Genomic DNA, 15317 nt, shown 5'->3' on the forward strand with positions numbered 1-15317 from the left:
ACACGTCTTAGCGTGGCGCCAGATGCTCGTGCACAACGGAAAGCACCTCGCGCCGGGTGATTCCGTGGCGCGAGGTGCTGCCGGTTGTGCAGATGGCGGCACGGCCGCCGCAGCAGCCGCGCCGGCGGTACGGCCGCCGGAGCAGCCGCGCCGCTACGACACGAGGGGGCGCACGTCGGCGGCGAGGGCCTCGACGAGCGCCTGCGCCTCGGCAGGGGTCTCGGCCACGGTGTCGATGTAGACCTTCACCTTGGGCTCGGTGCCGCTCGGGCGGACGATGACCCGTGCGCCCCCGTCGAGGTCGTAGCGGAGGATGTCGGACGGCGGGAAGCCCGAGGCCCCGCCCGAGTAGTCCGTCACCGAGACGACGGCACGACCACCGAGCGACGAGGGCGCCGACGACCGCAGGGACGCCATGACCTCGCCGATGCGCGACAGGTCGTCCACGCGGGTCGACACCTGCCCGGAGGCGAAGGCCCCGAACTCGGCGGCGAAGGCCTCGAGCTGGTCAGCGACCGTCTTTCCGGAAGCGGCGAGCGAGACGGCGAGGTCGAGCAGTGCGAGCGCGGCGGAGATGCCGTCCTTGTCCCGGACGACCGTCGGGTCGACCAGGTAGCCGAGCGCCTCCTCGTAGCCGAACACCAGGTCGGGCACGCGGGAGACCCACTTGAAGCCGGTCAGCGTGTCCCGGTACTCGAGCCCGTACCGCTCGGCGACCCGGGCCAGCGCGGGCGAGGACACGATCGACGCCGCCAGCGTCCCGCCCTGGCCGGAGGCCGCCGCTGCCCGCCAGCCGAGCAGCCAGCCGACCTCGTTGCCGGAGAGGCGGCGGAACGACCCGGCGCCGTCGGGGATCGCGAGCGCGAGGCGGTCCGCGTCGGGGTCGTTGGCGATGACCAGGTCGGCACCGACGGCGACACCGCGCGCGACCGACAGGTCCATCGCGCCCGGCTCCTCCGGGTTCGGGAAGGACACGGTGGGGAAGGCACCGTCCGGCTCGATCTGCTCGGGCACCACGGCGGGCTCCGCGAACCCCGCGGCCGCGAACACGGCGCGAGCGGTCTCCCACCCGACCCCGTGCATGGCCGTGTAGACGACCTTCGGCTGCGCGTCGACCGGGAGGGCCGGGGCCGGCACCGTCGCGGCCGTCGCCTCGACGTACGCCCGCGTGAGCTCCGGGCCCGCCACCGTGTAGTCCGTCGCGCGGACGAGGTCGCGGACGTCACCTGCGGCGACCGTGTCGATCGCCGCGGCGATCTCGCCGTCGACCGGCGGGACGATCTGGGAGCCGTCGTCCTCGCCCCCGAGGTACACCTTGTAGCCGTTGTCCCGCGGCGGGTTGTGGCTCGCGGTCACCATCACGCCCGCCCCGACACCGAGGTGGCGCACCGCGAACGCGAGCACCGGCGTGGGCAGCGCCGACGGCAGCAGCGTGACCTCGAGCCCGAGGCCGCGCATGACCTCGGCCGAGTCGCGGGCGAAGACGTCCGAGTTGACCCGGCCGTCGTACCCGATCACGACGCTGCGGTCGCGTCCGGTGTCGATCAGGAAGCGCGCGAGACCCGCGGCGGCCTGTGTCACGACGACGCGGTTCATGCGCTGCGGACCGGCGCCGAGCTCGGCGCGCAGCCCCGCGGTGCCGAAGGCGAGGCGTCCGGAGAAGCGTTCGCGGAGCGACGCGACGGCGGCCTCGTCCGCGGGGTCACCCGAGGCGGACGCGACGAGCGCGTCCAGCTCGGCGCGGGTCTCGTCGTCCGGGTCCTGCGACGACCACTGCCTGGCGGCGGTGAGCACGGCCTCCAGACCGTCAGCAGCAGCGCCCTCCGTGACGGGCTCGGTCCCCTCGCCGAGGTCGCCGTCCGCGATCGCGCCGTCCGAGGCGCCCTCCTGCCGGGTCACAGCGCCGCCACCACGCGGGCGAGGAGGTCGGCGATGACCGGCTCGGCCTCGCGCCCGGCCTCGAGGACCTCCGCGTGCGAGAGCGGGGTCTTCTGGATGCCCGCGGCGAGGTTCGTGATGAGCGAGAAGCCGAGGACCTCCATGCCCGCCTGACGCGCGGCGATCGCCTCGAGCGCGGTCGACATGCCGACGATGTGGCCGCCGATGGTCTTCGCCATCTGCACCTCGGCCGGGGTCTCGTAGTGGGGGCCGCGGAACTGCGTGTAGACGCCCTCGTCGAGGGTCGGGTCGATCGACTTCGCGACCTCGCGGAGCCGCGACGAGTACAGGTCGGTCAGGTCGACGAACGTGGCGCCCTCGAGCGGGCTGTCCGCCGTCAGGTTGATGTGGTCGCTGATGAGGACCGGCGTGCCCGGCTTCCAGTGCTCCTTGATGCCGCCGGCACCGTTCGTGAGCACCATGACGGTCGCACCCGTGGCCGCAGCGGTGCGGACGCTGTGCACCACGCGACGGATGCCGTGGTTCTCGTAGTAGTGCGTCCGCGCACCGATGACCAGTGCGTGCCGACCGTCCTGCAGGCGGATCGACCGCACCGTGCCGGAGTGGCCGGGCACCGCCGAGGCACTGAAGCCGGGGACCTCGGCCGCGGGGATCTCGGACACCGTCTCGCCGATGATGTCGGCCGCCCTGCCCCAGCCCGAGCCCAGGGTCAGGGCGATGTCGTGCCGCTCGATGCCGGACCGGTCGGCGATGACGGCGGCGGCGTCGCGGGCGACCTCGAACGGGTCGGCGGCGGGGTCGTTCAGCGGGTTCTCCGTGCTCATGCCCCAACTCTAGAGGCAGCGTCGGGAGCCGCTCAGTGCTCCCCGAGCGCCCGGTCGACCGCGGCGGTGATCTCGCCCTGGTCGAAGTGGTTCCGGATCACGATGACCTCGGCGTAGGTGTCCCCGATCGCCTCGACGAACTCCTGGCTCGTCAGGATCACGTTGGCGTCCTCCGCCACCGCGCGCACGGAGGCGACGTCCGCGGCGACGACCGACGCGGACAGCCCGAGCGTGCCGAGGGCCTTCTCGGCGTTCACCTTGAGGATGCCGCTGGAGCCGATCCCCGCACCGCAGATCGTCACGATCTTCACGCCGACACCCCCATGATCGCCCGGACCTCGTCCGCCGACGTCGCCGCCGCGAGCCGAGCGGTCACGGTGTCGTCGTTGAACGTGTTCGCGATGTCGCCGATCGACTCGAGGTGCGTCCCGACCTCGGCCACCGCGAGCCCGAGTACGACCGACACCGGGTCGTTGTGCGGGTGGCCGAACGACACGGGTTCGCGCAGCGTCACGACGGCCAGTCCGTCCCGCAGCACCGCGGGCCCCGGCCGGGCGTGCGCGAACGCGAGCCCGGGCGAGATGACGATGTACGGCCCGTGCTCGTCGACCAGGTCGATCATCGCGTCGGTGTACGGCGGCGTCGCGGCGCCCGAGTCGACGAGCGCACCACCGGCGATCCGCAGCGCGTCGCGCCACGAGGACGCGGTCGCCCCGAGCACGACGGCGTCGTCCGGCAACGGCGGGAGGGACATCGCTAGGCCTCCTGGTGTCCGGCCGTGATGGTCGCGATGATCTCCTCGCGGTCCTCGAGCGGCAGGAACGACCCGAGGGCGGCGTTGATCTGGAAGGCGGCGAGGTCGTCGAGGTCGTACCCGAAGGTGCCCGCCAGGAGCGCGAGCTCCTTCGACAGCGACGTGTCGCTCATCAGGCGGTTGTCCGTGTTCACCGTCACGCGGAAGCCGAGCTGGTACAGCACGTCGAAGGGGTGGTCGGCGAGGTCGTCGCCCCACGCGGCGATCGCGCCGGTCTGCAGGTTCGACTGCGGCGCGACCTCGAGCGGGATCTCGCGGTCGCGGACCCACGACGCGACCTCGCCGAGCGACGCGAGCGTCGAGCCGTCACCGGCGTCCGACAGCGTGATGTCCTCGAAGATCCGGACGCCGTGCCCGAGGCGCAGCGCACGACCGTCCACGAGGGCCGAGCGGATCGACGCGAGCCCGTCGGCCTCGCCCGCGTGCACGGTCACCGGGAACAGCTCCGACGCCAGGTACTCGAAGGCCGCGCGGTGGTTCGCCGGCGAGAACCCGGCCTCGGCCCCGGCGATGTCGAAGCCGACCACACCGCGGTCACGGTGCCGGACCGCCAGCTCGGCGATCTCGAGGGACCGGTCGGCGTGGCGCATCGCGGTGACGAGCTGACCGATCCGGATCGCACCGCCGGCGGCGCCGACGGCCTCCTCGATGCCGGCCTGCACCGCCTCGACGGTCTGGTCGAGGGTCAGCCCGCCCCGCAGGTGCTGCTCCGGCGCCCAGCGGACCTCGCCGTAGACCACGCCGTCGGCCACGAGGTCCTCGACGAACTCCTTCGCGACGCGGTGCAGCTGCGGTGCGGTCTGCATGACCGAGGTCGTGACGTCGAAGGTCTTCAGGTACTCGACGAGCGAGCCGCTGTTCGACTGCTCGGCGAACCACGCCCCCAGGGCCGCGGGGTCCGTCACCGGCAGCTCGATGCCCGCCTGGTCCGCCAGGTCGACGATCGTCGCCGGGCGCAGCCCGCCGTCGAGGTGGTCGTGCAGCGAGACCTTGGGCAGGTCGTCGATGGCCGCTCCGGCGTCGGGCAGGCGGTAGGTGGGGGCGTCGGCGCTCATGGTCCCAGGCTATCGGTGGTCGCCGACGCCGCGTCCGTCCCTGTGCACAACGGACGGCCGGACGGACCGGAGGCTCCCCACATCCGTGCGGGGAGCCTCCGGTCGTCGGCGTGGCCGGGTCGCGGCCGTGGCGCTCAGCCCGTGATGCGCTCGCGCACGATCGGTCCGCGCTCCGGCGCGGAGGACCCGATCGCCCATGCGCCCTCGAGCGACTCCAGTGCCCGGTCGAAGCGCGCCGGCTCGTCGGTGTGCAGCGTCCAGAGCGGCTGCCCGGCCGTGACGGTGTCGCCCGGCTTCACGTGCAGCTCGATGCCGGCGCCCGCCTGCACCGGGTCCTGCGCGCGCGCACGACCGGCACCGAGACGCCACGCGGCGATGCCGAACGGCAGGGCGTCCTGCTGCACGAGCACGCCGGACTCGCTCGCCGTGACCACGTGCTGCTCGCGGGCGACCGGCAGCTCGGCGGCGGGGTCGCCGCCCTGGGCCGAGATCATCCGTCGCCAGGTGTCCATGGCCCGGCCGTCGGCCAGCGCCGCCGCCGGGTCGGCGTCCGGCAGACCGGCGAGCCGGAGCATCTCCTCGGCGAGCGACACGGTCAGCGACACGACGTCGGCTGGTCCACCACCGGCGAGGACCTCGACCGACTCGCGGACCTCGAGCGCGTTGCCGATGGTCAGCCCGAGCGGGACCTCCATGTCGGTGAGCAGCGCCGACGTGGCGACGCCGGCGTCGTTCCCGAGGTCGACCATCGTCTGCGCGAGCTCCTTCGACGCTTCGTACGTCGGCATGAACGCGCCGGACCCGAACTTCACGTCGAGCACGAGCGCACCCGTGCCCTCGGCGATCTTCTTCGACATGATGCTCGACGCGATGAGCGGGATGCACTCGACGGTGCCGGTGATGTCACGGAGCGCGTAGAGCTTCTTGTCCGCCGGAGCCAGGCCGGAGCCGGCTGCGCAGATGACCGCACCGACGTCGGACAGCACCTGCATCATGCGGTCGTTCGAGATCGACGCCTGCCAGCCGGCGATCGACTCGAGCTTGTCGAGCGTGCCGCCCGTGTGCCCGAGCCCACGCCCGGACAGCTGCGGGACCGCCACGCCGAACGACGCCACGAGCGGCGCGAGCGGCAGCGTGATCTTGTCCCCGACACCACCGGTCGAGTGCTTGTCCACGGTGGTCTTGCCGAGGGCGTCGAAGGACATCCGCTCCCCCGACGCGATCATCGCGAGCGTCAGGTCCTTGATCTCCCGACGCTCCATGCCGTTCAGGAAGATCGCCATCGCCAGCGCCGCCATCTGCGGGTCCTCGACGTACCCGCGGGTGTAGGCGTCGACGAGCCAGTCGATCTCGGCGGTGGCCAGGGCGTCGCCCGAGCGCTTGGTACGGATGAGGTCGACGGTGTCGAAGGGCTCGACGGCCATGTGATCAGTGCTCCTGCTGGTAGGTGGCGAGCGTCCGCGGCCCGAACGCGTCCGGGAGGACCTCGTCGATGGTGCGGATCCCGGAGACGGTCTCGAGGAGCATGCCCTCGGTCGAGTGCTCGAACAGCAGCTGCCGGCACCGGCCGCACGGCATGAGCGTCGCGCCGTCGCCGTCCACGCAGGTGAACGCCACGAGCTTGCCGCCGCCGGTCATGTGCAGCTGCGACACGAGCGAGCACTCGGCGCACAGGGTCACCCCGTACGACGCGTTCTCGACGTTGCAGCCGGAGACGATCCGTCCGTCGTCGGTGAGCGCCGCGGCACCCACCGGGAACGACGAGTACGGGGCGTACGCCCGCCGCATCGCGGCGGTCGCAGCGTCCCGCAGGGCGCTCCAGTCGACGTCGACACTCGCGTCGACGTCGGCCCCGGAGCCGGCCTGGAGGCTCGTGCCCGGGTCCGTCCAGGACGGCTCGCCGGTCGCGGGGTCGGTGGCGACCGCGTCGCCGTCCGCAGGGTTCGTGTGGGTCATGTGCCGCGCCTCCAGGCCGTCAGCTCTTGGTGTACGGCTTGCCGGCGGCCGCCGGTCCACGCGACTGCCCGACCAGGCCGGCGACCGCGAAGATCGTGACCACGTAGGGCAGCATGAGCAGGAACTCGCTCGGCACCGGCGAGTCGATCGCGCCGAGGATGTTCTGCAGGTTCGACGCGAAGCCGAACAGCAGCGCCGCGAGCGTCGCCCGGATCGGGTCCCAGCGTCCGAAGATGACGGCGGCCAGGGCGATGTAGCCCGCGCCGGCGGTCATGTCCTTCGTGAACGGGCCGACCGCGTCGAGCGTGAAGTACGCACCGCCCAGACCGGCGATCGCACCCGCGAGCGACACGTTCCAGAAGCGCGTCCGCGCGACGTTGATGCCGACGGTGTCCGCCGCCTGCGGGTGCTCGCCGACGGCGCGGAGGCGCAGACCCCAGCGGGTCTTGAACAGCGCGAAGGTGACCACCGCGACCGCGACGTAGGCGAGGTAGACGACGACCGTCTGCTCGAAGAACACCGGGCCGATGACCGGGATCTGGTGCAGGACCGGGATCTCGAGCTTCGGGAAGCGCACGCCGACGTTGAGCGTCTGCTCGTTCGGCGAGAGCACCTGCGAGTAGAGGAAGCCCGTCAGGCCGGAGATGAACGCGTTGATGACGACACCGACGATGACCTGGTCGACCAGGTACTTGATGCTGAACGCCGCGAGGACGAACGACACCAGCACGCCGGCGATCAGTGCGCCGACCAGGCCGACCCACGCCGAACCGGTGAGCGAGGCGATCATCGCCGAGGTGAACGCACCGGCCAGGAACTGGCCCTCGATCGCGATGTTCACGACACCGACGCGCTCGGAGATCACGCCGCCGAGGGCACCGAACACGAGCGGGACGCTCAGGCCGAGGGCACCGACGAGCAGGCCGGGGACGGGGATCGTGTCGCCCGCGGCCGACCACGTGAGGAAGCCGACGACGAAGACGACCGCGAACACCGCGGTGAGCCAGAGCGGGATCCGGCGGGACGCGCGGACCTCGACGACGGCGTACACGGTGGCCAGGGCCAGCAGGACGATGACGACGATGCCGGTGCCGGTCGCGGGGAGCGGGACGTTCGGCAGCGCGAAGAAGTCGCCGCCGTTCGCCAGCCGGAACGTGGTGTCGCCGGCACGGTGCAGCACACCGAAGAACAGCAGCGCGAGCAGGGTGAACACACCGAACCCGATCGGGGCCTTCCAGCTCCGGGTCGTCTCGATCGGGCGGTCGGACAGCGCCGGCGCGGGCGCCGCGGTGGTGGTGGTGCTCATGCGGCGACCGCCTTCCGGGAGTTCTTCGCGGCACGACCGCGACGACGCGCACCCGGCTGCGGGATGCGGAAGATCGCACGGACGAGCGGCGGTGCGGCGATGAACAGGACGATGAGCGCCTGGATCACGCCGACGATGTCGATCGGGATGTCGTTCGCGGCCTGCATGGCGTAGCCGCCGTTCTTCAGCACGCCGAACAGGATCGCGGCCCAGAAGACGCCCCACGGCTTCGAGCGACCGAGGAGGGCGACCGTGATCGCGTCGAAGCCGATGCCGGCGTCGATGCCCGAGGTGAAGCCCGACGTCACGGCGCCCTGCACCTGGTAGGCGCCGGCGATGCCGACGAGCGCACCCGAGATGACCATCACCCAGATGGTGAGCGCGGGGACGCTCATCCCGGCGACACGGGCGGCGCGGGGGTTCTCACCGATCGTGCGGAAGCGGAAGCCGAGCGACGACTTGTTGACGAGCCACCACACCACGACCACGGCGACGAGCGCGACGACGAAGCCGAGGTCGATGCCGTACCGGGGACCGAACAGCGCGGGGAAGACCGCGCTCTCCTTCGTGGCGGGCGAGATCGGGTTCGAGCTGCCCGGCGCCTGCAGCAGCCCCGGCGTGCGGAGCAGGTAGCTGACGAGGTAGAGCGCGACGTAGTTGAGCATGATCGTCAGGACGACCTCGTTGGCGCCGGTGCGGGCCTTGAGGAGCCCGACCAGGCCACCCCAGACCGCACCGCCGACGATGCCGGCGACGACCGTGAGCGGGATGTGGATCGCGGCGGGGCCGTCGAACGAGAAACCGACCCACCCCGCGGCAGCGGCGCCGATGAGGATCTGGCCCTGGCCGCCGATGTTGAACAGGCCGGCGCGGAAGGACAGGGCGATGCCGAGGCCGGCGGCGATCAGCGGGACGGCGTAGTCGACCGAGCGGGTGATCGGGGCGATGGCCTGCGCGAACGAGCTCGCGCCGAAGTTGACGACGGAACCCTGGAAGAGCGACTTGTAGGCGCCACCGACCGCGCTCCCGACGGCCTGGAAGGTGTCGGTGGGGCGGGCGAAGAAGTAGCCCGCTGCCGCGCGCACGTTCTCGTCGGTGACGGCGATCAGGATGCCGCAGGCGACGAGGGCGAGGACGACGGCGAGGACCGTGACGAGCACGGAGCCGTTGACGATGCTCTGCAGCGCGGTGCTCCAGCGGTCACCGCCGGCGGCCCGACGCTCGGTGTCGTCCGCCGAGTCCGTCATCAAGTGCGGGGTGCCCTCGACGTCCTGCAGGCGGTCGTCGGTGGGTGCCTCGGTCGGGGTCGCCGACGTGCGGTCGTGCTCGGCCGGGGTGGCCGGCTGCGTGTTGTCTGGCGTGTTGCTCACGCTGCCAGCTCCGTTCCTTCAGGGAGTTCCCCCGCCATCATGAGGCCGAGGACGTCGCGCGGGGTGTCCGCGGGGACGATGCCGACGATGCCGCCGCGGTACATGACCGCGATCCGGTCGGCGAGCGCCACGACCTCGTCGAGCTCCGTGGAGACGACGATGACCGGGACACCGGTGTCGCGGGTCGCGACGATGCGCTTGTGCACGAACTCGATCGAGCCGACGTCGATACCGCGCGTGGGCTGCGCGGCGACGAACAGCCGCAGCTCGCGGCTCAGCTCGCGGGCGAGGACGATCTTCTGCTGGTTGCCGCCCGACAGCCGACCGGCCGCGGTGGTGCGCGACGGCGTGCGGATGTCGAACTCGGCGATCTTCTCGTCGGCGAACGCGTCGCGCTCGGCGGAGCGGATCGTGCCGGCCCGCACGAACTCGTCGTGGTCGGCACGGTCGAGCATGAGGTTCTCGGCGATCGTGAACTCGCCGACCAGGCCGTCCTCCTTGCGGTCCTCGGGCACGAAGCCCACACCCGCGTCGAGGACCTGCTTCACCGTGCGGCCGGTGAGATCCTTGCCGTCGAGCGTGATCCGGCCCGCGTGCACGGGCTCGAGGCCGATGATCGCCTCGGTCAGCTCGGTCTGTCCGTTGCCCTGCACGCCGGCGATCGCGAGGACCTCGCCCCGGCGGACGGTGAACGAGACGTCGTCGACGAGCACGACGCCCGACGGGTCGGTGACGGTGACGCCCTCGACGACGAGGGCGTCCTCGCCGCCGGACGCGGGCGTCTTGTCGACGACGAGCGAGACGGCGCGACCGACCATGAGGGCGGCCAGCTCGTTGTTCGTCGCGGTCGGCGAGGCCTCGCCGACGACCTTGCCGAGGCGGATGACCGTGATCCGGTCGGCGACCTCGCGCACCTCGCGCAGCTTGTGCGTGATGAAGACGATCGCGGTCCCGGCCTCGCGGAGCTGGCGCATGATGCCCATCAGCTCGTCGGTCTCCTGCGGCGTCAGGACGGCGGTCGGCTCGTCGAACACGAGGACCTTCGCGTCCCGGGACAGCGCCTTGATGATCTCGACGCGCTGCTGCACGCCGACGGGCAGGTCCTCGATGCGGGCGTCCGGGTCGACGTCGAACCCGAACCGATCGCTGATCTCGCGGACGCGCTTGCGGGCGCCGGCCAGGTCGAGTCGTCCGCCGAATGTCGTCTGCTCCTGACCGAGCATGACGTTCTCCGCGACGGTGAACACCGGCACGAGCATGAAGTGCTGGTGCACCATGCCGATGCCGGAGCGCATCGCGTCGCCGGGGCCGTCGAAGTCCTGGACGACGTCGTCCAGGAGGATCTCGCCCTCGTCGGCCTGGTACAGGCCGTAGAGCACGTTCATCAGGGTGGACTTGCCCGCACCGTTCTCGCCCAGGAGACAGTGCACCTCACCGGGTTCGACCGTGAGGGAGATGTGGTCGTTCGCGACCAGGGGGCCGAACCGCTTCGTGATCCCGCGGAGCTCGAGCTTCATGTTGTCTACTGCGTTCCTGTTGGTCAGCACGCCACCCCACGGTGGACGCGCGGAAACGCGGGCGGAGGATCGATCCCCCGCCCGCGTTCACCCGACTACTTGTCCGACTGCGTCTCGACCTTGATCGAGCCGTCGATGATGCCCGACTTGATCTTGTCGAGCTCGTCCTGCAGACCCGAGTCGACCTTCGACTCGTAGTCGTGGAACGGCGCGATGCCGACGCCGTCGTTCTTCAGGGTGCCGACGTACGGCTCCTTCGAGAACTTGTCGTCAGCCGCCTGCTCGACGACGTCCTTGACCGCCGGGCGCATGCCCTTCATCACCGAGGTGAAGGCGATGTCCTTGTAGCGGGGGTCGGCCTCGTACAGGTCGCTGTCCGCACCGATCAGGACGGAGCCGTTGTTCGCGTCCTTGATCGCCTCGGCCGCCGACTGGTAGATCGGGCCGCCGACGGGCAGGATCACGTCGGCGTCCTGGTCGAGCAGGGTCTGCGCGACCGACTTGGCCTGCGTGCCCGCCTCGAAGCCGCCGGTGAAGGAGCCCTTGCCGGTCTCGACGTTCCAGCCGACGACCTTGACGTCCTTCTTCTTCTGCTCGTTGTAGTACTTCACGCCGTCCGCGAAGCCGTCCATGAAGATGGTGACGGTCGGGATCTGCATGCCACCGAAGGTGCCGACGACACCGGTCTTCGAGTACGACGCGGCCGCGTAGCCGGCCAGGAAGGCAGCCTGCGAGGTGTCGAACGTGATCGGCTTGACGTTCTTCGCGTCGATCGAGTTGTCGTCGATGATCGCGAACTCGGTGTCGGGGTTCGCAGCGGCCTGCTTCTTCGTGGCGTCTGCCAGGTTGAAGCCGACCGTGATGATCATGTTGCAGTTCTGGTTGACGAGCTGCTCGATGTTCGAGTCGTAGACCGTGGCGTCCTTGGACTCGGCCTTGTTCGTCTCGGCGCCGAGGTCCTTCGCCGCGTCGAGCATGCCCTCGTAGCCGAGCTGGTTGAACGACTTGTCGTCGAAGCCACCGGCGTCGGAGACCATGCAGGGGCGGAAGTCGGTCTTCTTCGCCGAGGCGCTGTCGGACGGGGCGGCCGAGCAGCCGGCCAGGACGGCCATGGTGCCGACGAGCGCGAGGCCGCTGAGCACGACCTGACGGGTACGAGATGTCACGGGTTGGTTCCTCCGGGGGGCGGTGCCCGGACCACGTGCGTTCCGGGCGATCGTGGCGACAGTACACGACCGTCGGGTCGGTACAGAACGCCCCTGAGGGACTCCTGGGATCAGTTACCCGATCGCGACCCCGACGAAACGCGCCCGTAACGCCGACGTCCCCCGTCGCCGCCCGTCCGGGGGACGATGCGGGGATTTCGTGGTGGAGCGCTACAGCGGGCGACACCTGCCGTCGATCGTGCACGGAAGCACCAGTCGCGCGCCAGGACTCCGCGTCAGGCCGGGAGGAACTCGGTCAGAGCACGTCCCCGCGCCCGCTGACCTTGAGCGCGTCCACCACGCCCTTGACCCGCTGCGCGTTCGCGCTCGTGGTGACGAGCAGCGCGTCCGGGGTGTCGACGACGACGATGTCCTCGACCCCGATGAGCGAGATGAGCCGCTGGCTGTGCGCCACGACGATGCCGCTCGACGAGTCGGCGAGGATGCGCGCCCCGTCGCCGAGCACGGCGAGGTTGTTCGCCCGGCCGCCGGACTGCAGCTTCGCGAGCGAGGCGAAGTCGCCCACGTCGTCCCAGTCGAAGTCGCCGGGCACGACGGCCATCCGACCGGCGGCAGCGGCTGGCTCGGCCACGGTGTAGTCGATCGCGATCTTCTCGAGTCCCGGCCACACGGCGTCCACGACGGCGCCGCGTGACGAGGTGTCCCACGCGGCGGCGAGCTCCTCGATGCCGGCGAGCAGCTCGGGCTTGGTCCGGCCGATCTCGGCGAGCAGCACGTCGGCCCTGGCGATGAACATGCCGGCGTTCCAGAGGTACGAACCGTCCTCCAGGTAGCCGCGCGCGGTGTCCAGGTCGGGCTTCTCGACGAAGGACTTCACCGCGTGCACGGTCGAGGCGCCCTCCACGTCGAGCGCCGCGGCGTCGGCGTGGATGTACCCGAAGCCGATCGCCGGCTCGGTCGGGGTGATGCCGATGGTCGTCACGTAACCCGCGCGGGCGGCGGCGACGGCCTCCCGCACCGAACGGCGGAACCCGCGCGCGTCACCGATGACGTGGTCGGCGGCGAACGAGCCGATCACCACGTCGGGTTCGCGCCGACGGAGGATCGCCGCGGCGAGGCCGATCGCGGCCGTGGAGTCCTTCGGCTCGCTCTCGAGCACGACGTTGTGGTCGGCGACGCCGGGCAGCTGCGACTCGACGGCGGCCCGGTGCGCACGACCGGTGACGACCATGATCCGCTGGTCCCCGGCGAGCGGTGCGAGCCGGTCCCACGTCTGCCGCAGGAGCGAGGCGCCGGAACCGGTCAGGTCGTGCAGGAACTTGGGCGCGTCGGCGCGCGAGAGCGGCCAGAGCCGGGAACCGATGCCGCCGGCCGGGATGATCGCGTAGAAGTCCTCGAGTGCGTCTGCCACCCGCTCACCGTACCGGTGCGCCCGCACGTGACCTGGACGCCACCCGCACGGTCGCCGCACGCGACCTGCCGGGGCCGGCCGACGCTCCGGCGCGCCCCGTGGCGGACCGCACGCGACCGCGGGGGCCGCACCGTGCCTCCCGGCCGCCTGTTCACCGCCTGCGCGCCGCCCGTTCACCCGGAGCGCCCCGACCGGTCACGACCCGCGCGGAGCATGGGACGCACCATGAGCGCACGCAGCGTGGAGCGCGGCACGTCCCAGCGGACCGTCGCCGTCGTGACCGAGAGCTTCCTGCCCACCCTCAACGGCGTGACCACCAGCGTCCTGGCGGTCCTCGACCACCTGGAGCGCCGTGGCCACCGCGCGGTCGTCATCGCGCCGGACACCCCGGGGCTCGCGCAGTTCCGCTCGCGGACGCAGGTCGAGCGGTACCGGTCCTTCGACGTGCACCGGGTGCCCGCGGTGGCGTACCGCCGGTTCCCGGTCGCGCTCCCCCACCCGGTGCTCGACACGATCCTGGCCGCCTCCGGCGCCGACGTCCTGCACGCGGCGAGCCCGTTCCTGCTCGGCGGGCGCGCGATCACCGCGGCCGGGAGGCTCGGCATCCCCTCCGTCGCCGTCTTCCAGACCGACGTGGCCGGGTTCGCCCGCCGCAACGGCCTGACCGCGACCGTCCCGCTGGTGCGGAGGATCCTCGGGCGCATCCACGCGGGGGCGTCGCTGACGCTCGCCCCGTCCTCCGCGACCGCCGCGATGCTCGCCGAGGAGGGCGTGCCCCGGGTGGTCCGGTGGGGTCGCGGCGTCGACACCGCGCTCTTCCACCCGGACCGCCGGCGCTCCGCACACGTCCGCGCGGCCCGCCGCCGGATCGCACCGGGTGGCGAGACGATCGTCGGCTACGTCGGACGACTGGCGCCCGAGAAGGAGGTCGAGCGGCTGGCCGAGCTCGGCGGCGTGCCGGGCATCCGGGTGGTCGTCGCCGGCGGCGGTCCGTCGCGGGCGGTGCTCGAGCGCCGGCTGCGGCACCTCGACGTCACCTTCACCGGTCCCCTGCGCGGCGATGCCCTGGCCGACGCCTACGCGATGCTCGACGTCTTCGTGCACACGGGACCCGCGGAGACCTTCGGGCAGACGCTGCAGGAGGCCCACGCGAGCGGCCTGCCGGTGGTCGCCCCGGCGTCCGGTGGTCCGATCGACCTGGTCGCGCCCGGCCTGGACGGCGAGCTGTACGACCCGGACGCCCCGCAGGCGCTCCGTGGCGCCGTCCTCGGCCTGGTGACCGACCCGGCCACTGCCGCTCGCATGGGGTCGGCCGGCCGGCTCCGCGTCGAGGGCACCACGTGGGAGGCCGTCGGCGACCAGCTCCTCGCGCACCACGACACGGCCCGGACGATCGGCGCACCGCCGGCCTCGTCGCGCGCGCTGCGTGTCGGGTGGGACGAGAGTGTCAGCGCACGCGCATAGGATGGGTCGTGTTCCACACGAACACGAACGGCAAGGGCTCGCCGATCGGGCGAGCCCGTCCTACGGGAGGACTCGCTCATGGCCGAGCAGACCGCAGGCGGGACGACACTGGTCGAACCGCGCGCGACGATCGATGCGCCGCGCACATCGCGCAGGCTCGAGGGGACGCTGTACCGCGGCTCCACGGGCATGTGGTCGTGGGTGCTGCACCGCATCACCGGTGTCGCGATCTACTTCTTCCTGCTCGTGCACATCCTCGACACCGCGCTCGTCCGGCTGTCGCCCGAGGCGTACAACGCCGTGATCGGCACCTACAAGACACCGATCATGAACATCGGTGAGATCGCGCTGGTGATGGCGATCGTCTTCCACGCACTCAACGGGCTGCGCATCATCCTGGTCGACTTCTGGTCGAAGGGCCCGAAGTACCAGCGCGCCATGTTCTGGGTCGTCCTGGTCGTGTGGGCCGTCCTGATCGCGGGCTTCCTGCCCCGGCAGCTGATGAACCTCGTCGCGGACTTCCAGTAGGCGAAGG

General features: G+C 71.6%; 14 protein-coding genes. 2 read left to right on the forward strand and 12 right to left on the reverse strand.

What is annotated here, in order from left to right:
• Window positions 1–153 precede the first annotated feature (153 nt).
• The 12 genes from ACIPEQ_RS08765 to ACIPEQ_RS08820 all read right to left on the reverse strand — a co-directional run bounded on the left by ACIPEQ_RS08765 (window position 154) and on the right by ACIPEQ_RS08820 (window position 13318).
• Window positions 154–1803, reverse strand: coding sequence for a phospho-sugar mutase (locus tag ACIPEQ_RS08765; RefSeq protein ID WP_402462455.1), 1650 nt, complete (start codon window positions 1801–1803; stop codon window positions 154–156).
• A gap of 92 nt (window positions 1804–1895) precedes the next feature.
• Window positions 1896–2723, reverse strand: a complete 828-nt coding sequence (locus ACIPEQ_RS08770) for a purine-nucleoside phosphorylase (protein WP_402462429.1) — start codon at window positions 2721–2723, stop codon at window positions 1896–1898.
• Between the two features lie 32 nt (window positions 2724–2755).
• The gene (locus ACIPEQ_RS08775; RefSeq protein WP_126890996.1) at window positions 2756–3034 is read right to left on the reverse strand and encodes a PTS sugar transporter subunit IIB; all 279 of its coding nucleotides are present in this window, start codon (window positions 3032–3034) and stop codon (window positions 2756–2758) included.
• On the reverse strand, window positions 3031–3477 hold the full coding sequence (locus tag ACIPEQ_RS08780; RefSeq protein WP_209678350.1) for a PTS sugar transporter subunit IIA: 447 nt from the start codon (window positions 3475–3477) through the stop codon (window positions 3031–3033). The genes ACIPEQ_RS08775 and ACIPEQ_RS08780 overlap by 4 nt, the downstream gene beginning before the upstream one ends.
• A gap of 2 nt (window positions 3478–3479) precedes the next feature.
• Window positions 3480–4592 (reverse strand): adenosine deaminase, encoded by a 1113-nt coding sequence (locus ACIPEQ_RS08785; protein ID WP_402462434.1) that lies wholly within the window; start codon window positions 4590–4592, stop codon window positions 3480–3482.
• Window positions 4593–4726: 134 nt separating this feature from the next.
• A complete protein-coding gene (locus ACIPEQ_RS08790) occupies window positions 4727–6016 on the reverse strand; it encodes a thymidine phosphorylase (protein WP_402462437.1) in 1290 nt (429 codons plus the stop codon).
• A gap of 4 nt (window positions 6017–6020) precedes the next feature.
• A complete protein-coding gene (locus ACIPEQ_RS08795; RefSeq protein WP_402714860.1) occupies window positions 6021–6548 on the reverse strand; it encodes a cytidine deaminase in 528 nt (175 codons plus the stop codon).
• A 19-nt stretch (window positions 6549–6567) separates the two neighbouring features.
• Window positions 6568–7854 carry an ABC transporter permease gene (locus tag ACIPEQ_RS08800; RefSeq protein ID WP_126891000.1) on the reverse strand — a complete coding sequence of 429 codons (1287 nt, stop codon included), beginning with the start codon at window positions 7852–7854 and terminating at the stop codon, window positions 6568–6570.
• Window positions 7851–9224, reverse strand: coding sequence for an ABC transporter permease (locus tag ACIPEQ_RS08805; protein WP_402462440.1), 1374 nt, complete (start codon window positions 9222–9224; stop codon window positions 7851–7853). The genes ACIPEQ_RS08800 and ACIPEQ_RS08805 overlap by 4 nt, the downstream gene beginning before the upstream one ends.
• Complete coding sequence (locus ACIPEQ_RS08810) at window positions 9221–10741, reverse strand: ABC transporter ATP-binding protein (protein ID WP_402715242.1); 1521 nt, start codon at window positions 10739–10741, stop codon at window positions 9221–9223. The genes ACIPEQ_RS08805 and ACIPEQ_RS08810 overlap by 4 nt, the downstream gene beginning before the upstream one ends.
• A 95-nt stretch (window positions 10742–10836) precedes the next feature.
• Entirely contained in the window at window positions 10837–11907 is a 1071-nt protein-coding gene (locus ACIPEQ_RS08815; RefSeq protein WP_402714861.1) for a BMP family protein, read from the reverse strand.
• 295 nt (window positions 11908–12202) lie between these two features.
• Window positions 12203–13318: a mannose-1-phosphate guanylyltransferase gene (locus ACIPEQ_RS08820; RefSeq protein ID WP_126891007.1), complete on the reverse strand. Its 1116-nt coding sequence runs from the start codon at window positions 13316–13318 to the stop codon at window positions 12203–12205.
• A 225-nt stretch (window positions 13319–13543) separates the two neighbouring features.
• Between ACIPEQ_RS08820 and ACIPEQ_RS08825 the strand changes: the two genes are divergently transcribed.
• Both ACIPEQ_RS08825 and sdhC read left to right on the forward strand, forming a co-directional pair.
• Window positions 13544–14782, forward strand: coding sequence for a glycosyltransferase family 4 protein (locus ACIPEQ_RS08825; protein WP_402714862.1), 1239 nt, complete (start codon window positions 13544–13546; stop codon window positions 14780–14782).
• A 78-nt stretch (window positions 14783–14860) separates the two neighbouring features.
• Window positions 14861–15310: a succinate dehydrogenase, cytochrome b556 subunit gene (gene sdhC, locus ACIPEQ_RS08830; RefSeq protein WP_250367304.1), complete on the forward strand. Its 450-nt coding sequence runs from the start codon at window positions 14861–14863 to the stop codon at window positions 15308–15310.
• The last annotated feature ends 7 nt before the right edge of the window (window positions 15311–15317 follow it).

It is taken from the genome of Curtobacterium sp. NPDC087080 (assembly GCF_044745105.1).
Taxonomy (GTDB): Bacteria; Actinomycetota; Actinomycetes; order Actinomycetales; family Microbacteriaceae; genus Curtobacterium.

Bases quoted from the DNA above. Each gene is read 5' to 3' on its own strand.
- ACIPEQ_RS08770 (WP_402462429.1), bottom strand. From the start codon at position 2,723: ATGAGCACGGAGAACCCGCTGAACGACCCCGCCGCCGACCCGTTCGAG.
- ACIPEQ_RS08780 (WP_209678350.1), bottom strand. From the start codon at position 3,477: ATGTCCCTCCCGCCGTTGCCGGACGACGCCGTCGTGCTCGGGGCGACC.
- ACIPEQ_RS08785 (WP_402462434.1), bottom strand. From the start codon at position 4,592: ATGAGCGCCGACGCCCCCACCTACCGCCTGCCCGACGCCGGAGCGGCC.
- ACIPEQ_RS08790 (WP_402462437.1), bottom strand. From the start codon at position 6,016: ATGGCCGTCGAGCCCTTCGACACCGTCGACCTCATCCGTACCAAGCGC.
- ACIPEQ_RS08795 (WP_402714860.1), bottom strand. From the start codon at position 6,548: ATGACCCACACGAACCCTGCGGACGGCGACGCGGTCGCCACCGACCCC.
- ACIPEQ_RS08800 (WP_126891000.1), bottom strand. From the start codon at position 7,854: ATGAGCACCACCACCACCGCGGCGCCCGCGCCGGCGCTGTCCGACCGC.
- ACIPEQ_RS08810 (WP_402715242.1), bottom strand. From the start codon at position 10,741: ATGAAGCTCGAGCTCCGCGGGATCACGAAGCGGTTCGGCCCCCTGGTC.
- ACIPEQ_RS08825 (WP_402714862.1), top strand. From the start codon at position 13,544: ATGAGCGCACGCAGCGTGGAGCGCGGCACGTCCCAGCGGACCGTCGCC.
- sdhC (WP_250367304.1), top strand. From the start codon at position 14,861: ATGGCCGAGCAGACCGCAGGCGGGACGACACTGGTCGAACCGCGCGCG.